Raw genomic sequence first — 12,151 nt, 5'->3', positions numbered from 1 at the left:
GTCTGTCGGCCTACCTCAGTTGGTAGCCGCCTGCTGTAGTGCTCTGGTAACCTGCATTAATAAATCGCTTTCCCAGGCATCAAAGGCTATTCTTCTGTTAAGCTCCGGATTACGCTGGCTGTAGATAGCAAAGTACTCCTCGTACTCCATCACTGCTACATCATCCCAGGTTGTTAACGTCCCTTGGCTATCCAGGTAGGCTCCCTCCCGGCTCAAGCCCACCCCACCTAACACCAGGTAATTGATGCTGTGCAAGTCCTGAAGGCACGATTTTACTACCTCGCCGAGGTAGTGCTCCCACATCCAGGTTCCTATGGTTTCATAGGCATCTATATAAGACTTGTTCTTCCTGAAATAGCTGACGAACCCAATGGGAAGGATACCCTGTGTTTTGGTTCGGATGTCGAATTTAAAGTCGCAGCCCACAAAGAAGCGGTACCAGATGATCCAGTTCATGCTCCGCTTTATGTCGCTGATGTCCTCTTTGTACACTCTTGTAAAGCCTTTCTCCAGCCCTCCGTTCTCATACTCCAGGTAGTCCGGGGTAAGTCGCAACCTTCGCTTCCCTCGAAACAAACCTGCTGATAAGTTAAAGGTCAGGATCTTGGCTTGCTCCATAATTTAAGGCTCTCTAATAAAACTCAGCTATGCAGTTCCTGCAAAGCCACCCAGGCCATCAGGCCAATGCTGGTCTCCAGGGCTACTTCATCAATATCGAAGGTTGGCGTGTGCACGCCGGAAATAATCCCCCTTTCTTCGTTACGGGTACCCAGGCGGTAAAAACAGGCCGGCACCTCCTGCGAGTAGTAGGCAAAGTCTTCCGCCCCCATCCACAAGTCCAGGTCTACCACGTTTTCGGTTCCTAAATAAGCCTCCGCCGCTGCACGAGCCTTTTCTGTTAAGGCAGGGTCATTTTGCAGGAAAGGATAGCCGTTCTTGATGTCGATCTCACAGCTCCCCCCCATGCTCTCGCAAAGGCTCTCGGCCAGCTTCTTAATCTTCTGATGCGCCTCTTTGCGCCAGGCCTCGTGCATGGTACGGAAGGTGCCTTCGATCTTCACCTCATTGGGGATAACGTTGGTTGCCCCCCTGGCCTCCACTTTCCCGAAAGACAGCACCGTTGGCACCTTGGGGCTGGCATGGCGGCTCACGATCTGCTGCAGGGCCACGATCAGGTGCGCCGAGATCAGCACAGGGTCTACGTTCTGCTCTGGCATGGCCGCATGACCGCCTTTGCCTTTCACGGTTATATAGATCTCATCGGCACTGGCCATGTACATGCCCGCGCGGAAACCTACCTTACCGGCAGCCAGCATCGGGAACACATGCTGACCGATGATACCCGCCGGAGCCGGGTTCTGCAACACGCCTTCTTTGATCATGATAGAAGCGCCTCCCGGAAACTTCTCTTCTCCCGGTTGGAACACGAGTTTTACCGTTCCCTCAAACTCCTCCCGCAGTTCCTGCAGAATGCGCGCTGTACCGAGCAGTGAGGAGGTGTGGACGTCATGCCCGCAGGCATGCATCACGCCTTCGTTCTTCGACTTGTACGCCACCTCGTTCGCCTCCACAATGGGCAGGGCATCCAGATCAGCACGCAGGGCGATGGTTTTCTTCTCCGGGTTCCGCCCCTTTATCAAAGCCACCAGGCCTGTCTCCGCCATAGGTTGGGGTTGTAGGCCATAGCTTTCCAATACCTGCTTTACATAGGCCGCCGTGTTGTGCTCTTCGAAGGACAGCTCCGGGTTTGCATGGATATGACGGCGCACCTGCACAGTTTCGGGGGCATAGGCTTTAGCGAGTTCCTTTACTTTATCTGATAATTGCGACATAATACTAATTTCAAAATACCTGACACTAGCATCCGCCTGTGCCTACAGTCATTCTATAAGTATAAAAGGGCGCAAGCGGGTGCCTGCGCGGGTACTTAGCTAACAACGTTAAACAATGTAAGGATAAAAGCTGCTTATATCAAAAGTCAAAAAAGCGTTACGGACTGTTACAGCCGCAACGCTTTTCTGTTTAAGTCCATTATCTTTTGTCTAACGTCCTTTGTCTAATACTTACTAGTAGCTCTTGTTAATTGTGATCTGCTCCCTTACAATTTGGGCATTGGGGATCAGGTCACTCAATTGGTTCAGCACCTGCTGCGCCTCAATGCGGCTAAAGTAATCTCCTATTTTCAGCCTGAAGTTTGGCTGTTGATAAGTCAGGTAGTCTTTCTGTTCCGGCACGCGGGCAATGATCGCTTTGCGCAGGTTCATCACCTTCTGCCGCTCTGATCCATTGTAAGCCAGGATGCGGTACCCCTGGGCATACTTGATGCCCTTGTTTACACTGGCCACGGTATCCATTAGCACGGCTACCTTGTCGTTTACATGGTTTGTTGGCTCTACGGTAGCCACCGGAGTAGTTTCAGGCACTTCATACTTCGGCCGGTATACACTCAGGTCTTCTACCACCTTCTCCCTGTCTCTTTCCCTGGATGCTTCTCTGTCTCCGGCGCTTGCCCGGGCTGTTTTGCCCCCTGAAGAAGATGCACAGGCGGAGGTAAACACCAGCAACAGCGAAAGGCATATACTAAGTAGTCTGTTCATGGGTAACAATTTTAATACTGGCTGAGCAGCCTAGCCTGTCGGCTCCGGCTTTAATTAACGCCTCGGCATCGGCAAATGTTCTGATCCCTCCCGACGCCTTGATTTTTACATGATTCGGTAAAACCCGGCGCATCAGCGCTATGTTTTCTACGGTAGCGCCCTTGGCGGCAAAACCGGTAGAGGTTTTCACGTAGTCTGCTCCGGCAGCCACACACAGCTCGCAGGCCTTCACGATTTCCTCTTCAGAGAGCAGGGCTGTTTCTATGATCACTTTCAGGATGGCTTCCTTTAAATGGCAGAACTTCGCCAGGTCGCCCAATTCTCTCTCCACCTCCCCGAGCTTACCGGATTTAAAGGCCGACACATTCATGACCACATCAATCTCCACGGCACCATCGGCAATGGCCTGGTGTGTTTCCAGGAACTTTACCTTTGAGTGCTGGTAACCCAAAGGAAAGCCCACGACCGTGGCTACTTTTACCGTCGTACCTACCCCAAGGCGCTCTTTGGCCAGGGTAACATAGCAAGGAGGCACGCACACGGCAGCAAAGCCGTAGGAACGGGCCTCGTCACAGAGCTGTGCAATGCCCTCAGCCGTGGCATCAGGTTTTAGCTGCGTGTGGTCTATATAAGAAGCGAGTTCTTCTCCTGCCATAAAAATAGATAAAAGCGAAAGGACATAAGAGGGAAAGGTTTCTTTGCTCCTATATCCTTTATCTATCAGATAAACATAAAGCAGCCACTAAATATTTTAGTGGCTGCTGTTCTTTTAGTCCTCAATCAGTACACAGCGGTTGTTGACCAGGTCTTCTTCCACGTTCTTGTACTTCACGTCCTTCAGCACGCGGCCGTCGTTGTATTGTACGCTTACGCGGTCGTTTCGTCCTGCCACTTTCTGCGAGTGGGCCGGCATGATCTTCTCAGGCTCCGGCGAAGGGGCAGTTGTATGCCCGTTCTCATCCTCCAGCGAAGAGTGCACCTCCTGCTTTTGCTCCTTCAGCACCGGGGGCTTGGGAGCCGGCTGTGGCCGTGGCTCACGCACCTGCTCCGGCGATTGTACCGGAATATAGGCATGGAACAGGAACTGGATGGTCTGCTCGTTCACCTTGCCGATCATGCGTTTGAACAGCTCAAAGGACTCGAACTTGTAGATCAACAGCGGGTCTTTCTGCTCGTACACCGCATTCTGCACGCTCTGCTTCAGGTCGTCCATCTGGCGCAGGTGCTCTGTCCAGGCCTGGTCGATCGTACCCAGGGTAACGATCTTCTCCATGGCACGGATCAGCTCCAGGCCTTTCGTTTCGTAGGCCTTCGTTAAGTTAGCCACCGCGGCCAACTGGCGTTTGCCATCGGTAAACGGCACGGCTACGTTCTCGATCATTGGCCCACGGTTCTCGTGAATGTTGCTGATGATCGGGAAGGCCTGCTCGCCTATCTTTTTGTTCTTCTCCAGGTAGTGCTGCAGGGCCTCGTTGTACAGGCGCTCTGCCAGCTGGTTTGCCGGAGTAGACTTAAATTCATCTTCTGTGATACTGGTATTGATACCGAACACCCGAATGATATGCAGCTCAAAGTTATTGTAGTCGTTGATGTTCTTGTAGCTCACCACCACGTCTTCGCTGATATCGTAGATCATGTTCCAGATATCCAGCTCCAGACGCTCACCGTACAGGGCGTTGCGGCGGCGCTTATACACCACCTCACGCTGTGCGTTCATCACGTCGTCGTACTCCAGCAGGCGCTTACGCATACCAAAGTTGTTTTCCTCTACTTTCTTCTGCGCACGCTCGATAGAGTTCGTGATCATGGAGTGCTGGATCACCTCGCCTTCTTCCAGACCCATGCGGTCCATCAGGCGAGCAATACGGTCAGAGCCGAACAAGCGCATCAGGTTATCTTCCAAGGACACAAAGAACTGCGAAGAACCCGGGTCACCCTGACGGCCGGAACGACCACGCAGCTGACGGTCCACACGACGTGACTCGTGGCGCTCGGTACCGATAATGGCCAGACCGCCCGCTGCTTTCGACTCTGGTGTCAGCTTAATGTCGGTACCACGACCGGCCATGTTGGTCGCGATGGTCACGGTACCCGGCTTACCGGCTTCAGCCACAATCTCGGCCTCTTTCTGGTGTAGCTTCGCGTTCAGCACCTGGTGCTTGATGTTGCGCAGCTTCAGCATACGGCTCAGGAGCTCGGAGATCTCTACCGAAGTAGTACCTACCAGCACCGGACGGCCTTTCTGCGTCAGCTCCACGATCTCGTCGGCAACGGCATTGTACTTCTCGCGTGTTGTCTTGTATACTTTGTCGTGCTCGTCTTTTCGTTGGATCGGGCGGTTGGTCGGAATCACCACCACATCCAGCTTGTAGATGTCCCAGAACTCGCCTGCCTCTGTTTCGGCAGTACCCGTCATACCAGCCAGTTTGTGGTACATACGGAAGTAGTTCTGCAGCGTAACGGTGGCATAAGTCTGGGTAGCATCCTCTACCTTCACGTTCTCTTTTGCCTCAATTGCCTGGTGCAAACCGTCTGAGTAACGACGGCCCTCCATTACACGACCCGTCTGCTCGTCTACGATCTTCACCTTGTGGTCTGCTGTCACGATATACTCCGTGTCTTTCTCGAACAGGGTATAGGCTTTCAGCAACTGGTTGATTGTGTGTACACGCTTGGTTTTCTCCTGGAAGTCAGCGATCAGCTTTTCTTTGGCATGCAGCTGCTCTTCCTCCGAAAGCTCCTTGTTGTTCTCGATGTTGGCGATCTCTGTGCCGATATCCGGCAGGATAAACAGGTTCGGGTCTTCTCCCTGGCCGGTGATCAGGTCAATACCTTTCTCTGTGAGCTCGATCTGGTTGTGCTTCTCGTCAATGGTAAAGTACAGCGGCTCATCGGCCTCCGGCATCTGACGAGAGTTATCCTGCAGGTAAAAGTTCTCTACCTTCTGCAGAATGGCACGGTTACCTGTTTCACTCAGGTACTTGATCAACGGCTTGCTCTTCGGCAGACCACGGTAAGCACGGAACAAAGAAAGACCGCCTTCCTGGGTATTGCCTTCTTTGATCAGGCGCTTGGCCTCTGTCAGGAAATTATTCACCAGTTTGCGCTGCGCCTCCACCAGCATGGCAATGCGTGGCTTCAGCTGGTAGAACTCGTGCTCGTCGCCACGTGGCACCGGACCAGAGATGATCAGTGGTGTACGGGCGTCGTCGATCAGCACCGAGTCCACCTCGTCAATCATGGCATAGTGGTGCTTGCGCTGTACGAGGTCTTTTGGCTCACGGGCCATGTTGTCGCGCAGATAGTCGAAGCCGAACTCGTTGTTCGTACCATACGTGATATCCGCACGGTAGGCATTGCGGCGGGACTCTGAGTTTGGCTGGTGCTTGTCAATGCAGTCGATGGTCAGGCCATGGAACTCAAACAAAGGCGCCATCCACTCCGAGTCACGCTTGGCCAGGTAGTCGTTTACCGTTACCACGTGCACCCCGCGCTTCGATAAGGCGTTCAGGAAGGCTGGCAGCGTTGCAACCAGGGTCTTACCCTCACCAGTGGCCATCTCCGAGATCTTGCCCTGATGCAGTACAATACCACCGATCAGCTGTACATCGTAGTGCAGCATATCCCAGGTAACTTCGTTGCCGGCAGCCACCCACCTGTTCTGCCAGATGGCTTTGTCGCCTTCGATCACCACGTTTGGCTTGCGGGCCGCCAGTTCGCGGTCCATGTCGGTGGCGGTTACTACCATCTGTCCGTTTTCTTTCCAACGGCGGGCAGTTTCCTTTACAATGGCAAAACCAACAGGCAGCACTTCCATCAGCACTACCTCCAGTTCTTTATTGCGCTCCTTCTCCAGTTCATCTATCTCCGTGAAGATATTCTCTTTCTGAACAATGTTCAGCTCCGGTTCGTCGGCAATGCGCTTGTGCAGCGCTGCAATTTTATCGTCTATAGGCTTAAGCCGCTCATCGATGATGCTCTTGATCTCCACCGTTTTCTGGCGAAGTTCATCATCAGACAGGCCGTTAAGCTTTACATATTCTTCGTTTACTCTAGATACGTAAGGAAGTACCTCCTTTATATCTCTGTCGGATTTTGTACCGAATATCTTGGCTACGGCTTTACCGAAAAAATCAAACATCTGTATGTTGCTCTTAAATGAATTCTTCTGTTCACAATATCGTCAAAAATAGCTGTTTTTCCGATATATCTATTCCTCTGTACTAAAACAATACCAGAATAACAGTCATATAGGTTATCTGCCATATTAACAGTTGAGGCAGCAAGGCGCGTACCTCTATCTGCTTCAGGCATAGTTGGCTATGCCATAATAAGTAACATGTGGCATAGTGGCAGAAGTTCGATTCTTTAACCGGCTTTTAGCGGACCGATATCTCCGGGGAAGTGAGCTCCTGTGGCTGCTATGGCAGCATCAGGTCGCTAGCTCCGGTCCAGCTCAAACCGCAGCTCTCCGTTTTTCGCCTTGCCTGTCTCCACCCAGCCGGCTTTCCGGTAAAAGGTCTCGGCACGGGTACCGGGGTCTGTGGTAAGCCATAACTTAGACTGTCCCTGGGCAAAGCTCCAGTCTACCATCAGGTCGTGCAGCTTTTTGCCGATGCCTTTCTTCTCATAGAGTGGATCTACAAAAAGAGCCCAGACACAAGAGTTCGTAAGGTCCACCATAGCAAAGCCCACCACCTGGCCTTCTGCCTCGCATACCCAGCCGCCGCCTTTCTCCAGCAGCATTTCCTCGCACATGGCAGGGGTAACTGCGCTTGGGTCTGCCAGCCTGTTCTCCAGCACGGAAAACCGTACCCGGAATATCCCTTCCATGTCTGCTACTGTAGCTTTTCGAAAGATCATGCGGTACCTGTTAATCAGTCTTAAAATATGCGCTGCATTTCCACCACGTCAGCCCAGCCGTCGGGTCTCCGCAGCCAATCCTTCCGTAGGCCGACCTGCTCAAAACCTGCCTTCAGGAAAAGGTTAATACTGGCCTGGTTCGTGGCGGTGATGGTGCAGTAGACCTGGTGCAGTTGCAGCGTGTTGCGGCAGTAGTGCAGCAACAGGTCGAGCGCTTCGGAGGCATAGCCCTTGTTCCGGTTGTCTGCCGCGATCACAATGCCAACGCCTGCCCGGTGGTGCATAGGGTCAAAGTCAAATAAGTCGATAGCCCCCACAGCCATATCGTGCTGGTTGCAGATAACTAACCGCAACTGCTTTACCGTGTAAATATCCAGTGCTGCGTTTTGCAGGTAAGCCTCCAGCACGAAACGGGAGTAGGGTGTCAGGGTGTTGCCCACATGCCAGACGGTGGCGTCGTTCTCCAGAGAGTACAGGAAGTCCAGGTCGCCCGGTTCCAGGGCTCTTAAATAGATGTGCTCGGAGCTTAAAAACATGCGGGCCTGGCTTTTAGGGCTGATTAAGACTGTAAGGGAATGGAACCGGTAAACACCAGTTTGGCGGGGCCGATGAGGTAGATATGCTTGAACCCACCCTCTTCGGTCCGTTCAAAAGATACTTCCAGCTCGCCACCTAAGGTCTTAACTTTAACAGGGCTGTTAAACCCTTTTAAACTTGCCACCAGGGCACAGGCTGTTACACCTGTTCCGCACGACAAGGTCTCATCCTCTACGCCGCGCTCATAAGTGCGCACGTAGATCTCATTCTCTGAAAGACGCTGCACAAAATTCACGTTGGTGCCCACCGCTTTAAAGCGGTCGTTGTAACGGACAGCACGGCCCTCTTCATACACGTCCAAAGCCTGTACATCCTCTACAAAGCGCACATAATGCGGTGAGCCGGTATTCAGGTAATAGTCCTCCCCCACTTGCTCTACCTCTTTCACGTCGTTCATCTTCAGCTGAATCAGGTCGCGCTCTACGCTGGCCTGGTGCTCGCCGTCGGCGGCCAGAAAGCAGGCCACGTCCTCTATCACGCCCAGCTGCCTTGCAAAGCGTACAGCACAGCGTCCTCCGTTCCCGCACATAGACCCTACCCTGCCATCGGCATTGTAGTACACCATCTCGAAGTCATAGTCCGGGTGGTCCTGTAACAGGATCAGGCCATCTGCCCCCACCCCTGTCCGGCGGTCGCAGAGCGACTTCACCAAAGCCTCGTCTTCTGCGGGAAAATTGTGTTTGCGATTATCCACCATCACGAAGTCATTGCCCGTGCCCTGGTATTTGTAAAAGCTAATTGCCATGTATTTGAAACAAATAAAACAGCGGTTGCGTGCGATTTTTAAGGCTCGGCAGATATAAGTACTTTTGCCTCAAATGGCACACAGCCAGAAATAAACGACAAAGATATGTATTCTTTTCTAACAACAGGAAACTGGGCTGATTATGAGCTGGTAGATTCCGGAAACTTTGAAAAACTGGAGCGCTTTGGCGACTACTACCTTGCCCGCCCGGAACCACAGGCTATCTGGGATAAACACCTTCCGGAGCAGGAATGGCAGCGCCTGGCGCAGGCTACTTTCGCACGCGACAAGGGCAATGCTGAGAAAGGCCAGTGGAAACTGAAGAAAGGAATGCCCGAGCAGTGGTACATCAATTACCAGTACAACGACTTGAAACTGCGCTTCCGCCTGGGTTTGTCGTCTTTTAAGCACGTGGGCCTGTTCCCGGAGCAGGACAGCAACTGGCAGTACATCTACGACACGACTAAAAAACTGAAGACGCCACAGCCGAAAGTGCTGAACATGTTTGCCTATACCGGGGCCGCCTCCCTGGCTGCCAAAGCTGCCGGCGCCGACATCACGCACCTGGACTCGGTGAAGCAGGTAAACTACTGGGCCCGCGACAACATGGAGGCCAGCAACCTGGACAATGTGCGCTGGATCGTGGAAGATGCCATGAAGTACGCCCGTCGTGAGGTGAAACGCGGCAATACCTACAACGGCATTATCCTGGACCCTCCTTCTTACGGCCGTGGCCCGAATGGTGAAAAGTGGCAACTGGAGAACGAGCTGAACGAGATGATCAAGCTCTGCCGTGAGATGCTGGACGGCACGGATTATTTCCTGCTGATAAACCTTTACTCCATCGGCTTCTCGGCCATGATCCTGGATAACCTGATGCGTGATACCTTCGGAGCACAGGTGCAAAACGAGGAACTGGGTGAGCTGTACCTGCACGACAGCGGCAATCGTCGGCTTCCCTTGGGTACTTTCTTTAGGTTTAGCTCTGTGGGGAGGTAGGGTCTAAAGAATAATCTAACATAGATATGTAGGGGGAAATTTAAAATCGTATCTCATAAGATAGATTAGTATGGTTAGAAGAATTACGGATACTCCTGTTCCTAAAACTCTATTTAAATATAGAGATTGGTCAAATGAGAACCACCGAAGACTAATTTCTAATCAGGAAATCTATTTCCCTAAGCCTTCGGATTTCAATGATCCTTTTGACGGTAATATTCCAGTAAGATGGGACCTATTAACTTACCAACAGTGCTTAGAAAAGAACCTTGAGCTCATTAAACCCCTAAATAAGGGTAAAAACAGGATGTTTTTAAGAAAACTAGCAAAAAAGGTTACGGATGAGAAAAAGCTCTGGCATCCAGACAAATTAGCTAAAGAAAGGCCTGAACAACTGGAGAAATGGGATTCTATTATTGGATTGCTTTCATTGTCTGCGGTTCCAGATAATATTTTGATGTGATCGCATTATGCTTTTAACCATACAGGCTTTGTTGTTGGTTTTGATGTCTATTCACTGCAGAATGAATATGATTTTGATTACTTAGAACCAATTAAATATCACTCAGAGTATCCTGTAATTTCTGGGCTTGATGGAACAACAGAGCAGTTTCATAAAAAATTTTTCCATAAGTCAGATTTATGGAATTATGAGAAGGAATGGAGAATAAGCAAAAATCATATTGAAAACAGAGTTATTAAGCTTAAACCTGAAACAATTACACAAGTAATTATTGGATGTTGTACTACTTCAAGCCAAATAGCAGATATTATTAAGCTTGTGGCCGAATCATTATTACCATCTACTCAAGTCTTTAAAGCTAACAAAATGGAAGATAGTTTTGGGTTAAACCTTGTCCAGGTACAATAAATAGAGTTCTCATAACAACCACCAACTAACAATTAACAATCAAATGAACCGCCTCGCACTCATCGATATGGGCACCAATACCTTTCACTTGCTGATCTCAGAGGTGAACGAACAGGGCCAGTTACAGCAGCTTTACAAAACCACAGTGCCGGTGCGCCTGGGGCAGGGCGGTATCAGTAATGGAGCCATTGCACCAGAGGCGTATGAACGTGCGATCGGGACCTTGCGGGAGTTCCGGAAAACCATAGATGCCTACGATGTAGAGACTGTACGGGCCATGGCTACGAGCATGGTACGCAATGCCAGCAATGGGGATGAGTTCGTGAAAGACATCTTTAAGCAAACAGACATCCTGGTAGAGGTGATCTCCGGCGACAGGGAAGCGGAGTATATTTACTATGGCGTGCGTGCGGCCGGGGTACTGGACCAGTCTACTTCACTCATCATGGACATTGGCGGGGGCAGTGTGGAGTTCATTCTTTGCAATGAGCAGGAGATCTTCTGGAAACGCAGCTTTGAGTTAGGGGCCCAGCGCCTGATGGACAAGTTCTTTCAGCAAGACCCCATCGCCCCGGAAAACGTGGAGGCAGAAAAGAACTACCTACGCGAAAAGTTACAGCCCCTCTCAGAAGCCGTAGTCAACTACCAACCGACCAACCTGGTCGGCTCTTCCGGCACCTTCGACACGCTTTGCGATATTGATGCCCTGCGCCGGGGCGATACCTCACGTACGGTAAGTGACCCTATTGCCTCTGCCCTGGCGGTAGAGGACTTTTACCAGGTACACCACGAACTACTGCGCAAAAACCACGAAGAGCGCCTGGCGATACCGGGTATGCTGGAAATGCGCGTAGATATGATCGTGCTGGCCAGCATTGCCGTGGACTTCGTGCTACAGGAGTACCGCTTACAGGAGATCCGGGTATCGGCCTATGCCCTGAAAGAGGGCGTATTGCACCAGGCATTTGCCGGACTTTAATCTTACCCCACTAAAACGGCAAAAGGCACCTGTACAGGTGCCTTTTGCTATAGGATAAGTTTGTTTTCTAAGTTTAGCGGAAAGCATTGACGCTTGGATCTATGTATATATAAAACCTAAGCTCCTCGTCCGTAACGATCAAGCTCAGGGGTTGGATACACATGTTTTAGTTCTGCAGCGTGCTTGCCAAGCATGTGGCGAAGCATGAATTTGAAAATAAGGTAATCTTCATTCCCTTTGGCCTTACACAAGCTCGTTCTATACTCCAACAGGTCCATAAATCCTGCCACATCGTTGTACAGGAGGTATATGAACGTATTATTGAAAAACCTTTTAGCCAGGCTGTTATTTAACCGGTGTCCTAACTCCTCGTACACAGCTTGGCTTTTGTTTTTCATGGGATAGCATCTTTAACAATGACAAGACAAAGCTAGCATGCACGATCTTAAATAAAGATGACAAATATCACTTTAGCGAAATAAACCTAGCTTATTTACCCA

12 protein-coding genes are annotated in these 12,151 nt (G+C 51.0%); 3 read left to right on the top strand and 9 right to left on the bottom strand.

The genetic code is table 11. The features are described from left to right. Positions 1–15: 15 nt before the first annotated feature. The 8 genes from CHB92_RS00440 to dapF all read right to left on the bottom strand — a co-directional run bounded on the left by CHB92_RS00440 (position 16) and on the right by dapF (position 8,802). Positions 16–618 (bottom strand): hypothetical protein, encoded by a 603-nt coding sequence (locus CHB92_RS00440; RefSeq protein ID WP_089317194.1) that lies wholly within the window; start codon positions 616–618, stop codon positions 16–18. 23 nt (positions 619–641) lie between these two features. Further along, positions 642–1,832: a M20 metallopeptidase family protein gene (locus tag CHB92_RS00435; RefSeq protein WP_089317193.1), complete on the bottom strand. Its 1,191-nt coding sequence runs from the start codon at positions 1,830–1,832 to the stop codon at positions 642–644. Between the two features lie 234 nt (positions 1,833–2,066). After that, on the bottom strand, positions 2,067–2,597 hold the full coding sequence (locus tag CHB92_RS00430; protein WP_089317192.1) for a sporulation protein: 531 nt from the start codon (positions 2,595–2,597) through the stop codon (positions 2,067–2,069). Further along, positions 2,581–3,252 (bottom strand): deoxyribose-phosphate aldolase, encoded by a 672-nt coding sequence (deoC, locus tag CHB92_RS00425; protein ID WP_089317191.1) that lies wholly within the window; start codon positions 3,250–3,252, stop codon positions 2,581–2,583. Before deoC ends, CHB92_RS00430 begins: the two co-directional genes overlap by 17 nt. Before the next feature lie 114 nt (positions 3,253–3,366). Then, positions 3,367–6,738 (bottom strand): preprotein translocase subunit SecA, encoded by a 3,372-nt coding sequence (secA, locus tag CHB92_RS00420; RefSeq protein WP_089317190.1) that lies wholly within the window; start codon positions 6,736–6,738, stop codon positions 3,367–3,369. Positions 6,739–7,037: 299 nt separating this feature from the next. Then, on the bottom strand, positions 7,038–7,460 hold the full coding sequence (locus CHB92_RS00415; protein ID WP_089317189.1) for a GNAT family N-acetyltransferase: 423 nt from the start codon (positions 7,458–7,460) through the stop codon (positions 7,038–7,040). Positions 7,461–7,480: 20 nt separating this feature from the next. Further along, positions 7,481–7,996 carry a GNAT family N-acetyltransferase gene (locus CHB92_RS00410; RefSeq protein ID WP_089317188.1) on the bottom strand — a complete coding sequence of 172 codons (516 nt, stop codon included), beginning with the start codon at positions 7,994–7,996 and terminating at the stop codon, positions 7,481–7,483. Positions 7,997–8,019: 23 nt separating this feature from the next. Next, positions 8,020–8,802, bottom strand: a complete 783-nt coding sequence (gene dapF, locus CHB92_RS00405) for a diaminopimelate epimerase (RefSeq protein WP_089317187.1) — start codon at positions 8,800–8,802, stop codon at positions 8,020–8,022. A gap of 105 nt (positions 8,803–8,907) precedes the next feature. Between dapF and CHB92_RS00400 the strand changes: the two genes are divergently transcribed. The 3 genes from CHB92_RS00400 (at position 8,908) to CHB92_RS00385 (ending at position 11,651) form a co-directional block, all read left to right on the top strand. After that, complete coding sequence (locus tag CHB92_RS00400) at positions 8,908–9,801, top strand: class I SAM-dependent methyltransferase (RefSeq protein WP_089317186.1); 894 nt, start codon at positions 8,908–8,910, stop codon at positions 9,799–9,801. Between the two features lie 70 nt (positions 9,802–9,871). After that, positions 9,872–10,264: a hypothetical protein gene (locus tag CHB92_RS00395; RefSeq protein ID WP_089317185.1), complete on the top strand. Its 393-nt coding sequence runs from the start codon at positions 9,872–9,874 to the stop codon at positions 10,262–10,264. A 451-nt stretch (positions 10,265–10,715) separates the two neighbouring features. Then, entirely contained in the window at positions 10,716–11,651 is a 936-nt protein-coding gene (locus CHB92_RS00385; RefSeq protein WP_089317184.1) for a Ppx/GppA phosphatase family protein, read from the top strand. A 116-nt stretch (positions 11,652–11,767) separates the two neighbouring features. Here the strand turns inward: CHB92_RS00385 and CHB92_RS00380 are convergent, their stop codons facing one another. Further along, on the bottom strand, positions 11,768–12,049 hold the full coding sequence (locus CHB92_RS00380; RefSeq protein ID WP_089317183.1) for a hypothetical protein: 282 nt from the start codon (positions 12,047–12,049) through the stop codon (positions 11,768–11,770). Positions 12,050–12,151: the final 102 nt, after the last annotated feature.

The sequence above is a fragment of the Pontibacter ummariensis genome (assembly GCF_900188175.1).
Taxonomy (GTDB): domain Bacteria; phylum Bacteroidota; class Bacteroidia; order Cytophagales; family Hymenobacteraceae; genus Pontibacter; species Pontibacter ummariensis.
The sequence above is the reverse complement of the archived record's forward strand: the minus strand, read 5'-3'. Positions and strand labels throughout refer to the sequence as shown.

Bases quoted from the DNA above. Each gene is read 5' to 3' on its own strand.
- CHB92_RS00440 (WP_089317194.1), bottom strand. From the start codon at position 618: ATGGAGCAAGCCAAGATCCTGACCTTTAACTTATCAGCAGGTTTGTTT.
- CHB92_RS00435 (WP_089317193.1), bottom strand. From the start codon at position 1,832: ATGTCGCAATTATCAGATAAAGTAAAGGAACTCGCTAAAGCCTATGCC.
- CHB92_RS00430 (WP_089317192.1), bottom strand. From the start codon at position 2,597: ATGAACAGACTACTTAGTATATGCCTTTCGCTGTTGCTGGTGTTTACC.
- deoC (WP_089317191.1), bottom strand. From the start codon at position 3,252: ATGGCAGGAGAAGAACTCGCTTCTTATATAGACCACACGCAGCTAAAA.
- secA (WP_089317190.1), bottom strand. From the start codon at position 6,738: ATGTTTGATTTTTTCGGTAAAGCCGTAGCCAAGATATTCGGTACAAAA.
- CHB92_RS00415 (WP_089317189.1), bottom strand. From the start codon at position 7,460: ATGATCTTTCGAAAAGCTACAGTAGCAGACATGGAAGGGATATTCCGG.
- CHB92_RS00410 (WP_089317188.1), bottom strand. From the start codon at position 7,996: ATGTTTTTAAGCTCCGAGCACATCTATTTAAGAGCCCTGGAACCGGGC.
- dapF (WP_089317187.1), bottom strand. From the start codon at position 8,802: ATGGCAATTAGCTTTTACAAATACCAGGGCACGGGCAATGACTTCGTG.
- CHB92_RS00400 (WP_089317186.1), top strand. From the start codon at position 8,908: ATGTATTCTTTTCTAACAACAGGAAACTGGGCTGATTATGAGCTGGTA.
- CHB92_RS00395 (WP_089317185.1), top strand. From the start codon at position 9,872: ATGGTTAGAAGAATTACGGATACTCCTGTTCCTAAAACTCTATTTAAA.
- CHB92_RS00385 (WP_089317184.1), top strand. From the start codon at position 10,716: ATGAACCGCCTCGCACTCATCGATATGGGCACCAATACCTTTCACTTG.
- CHB92_RS00380 (WP_089317183.1), bottom strand. From the start codon at position 12,049: ATGAAAAACAAAAGCCAAGCTGTGTACGAGGAGTTAGGACACCGGTTA.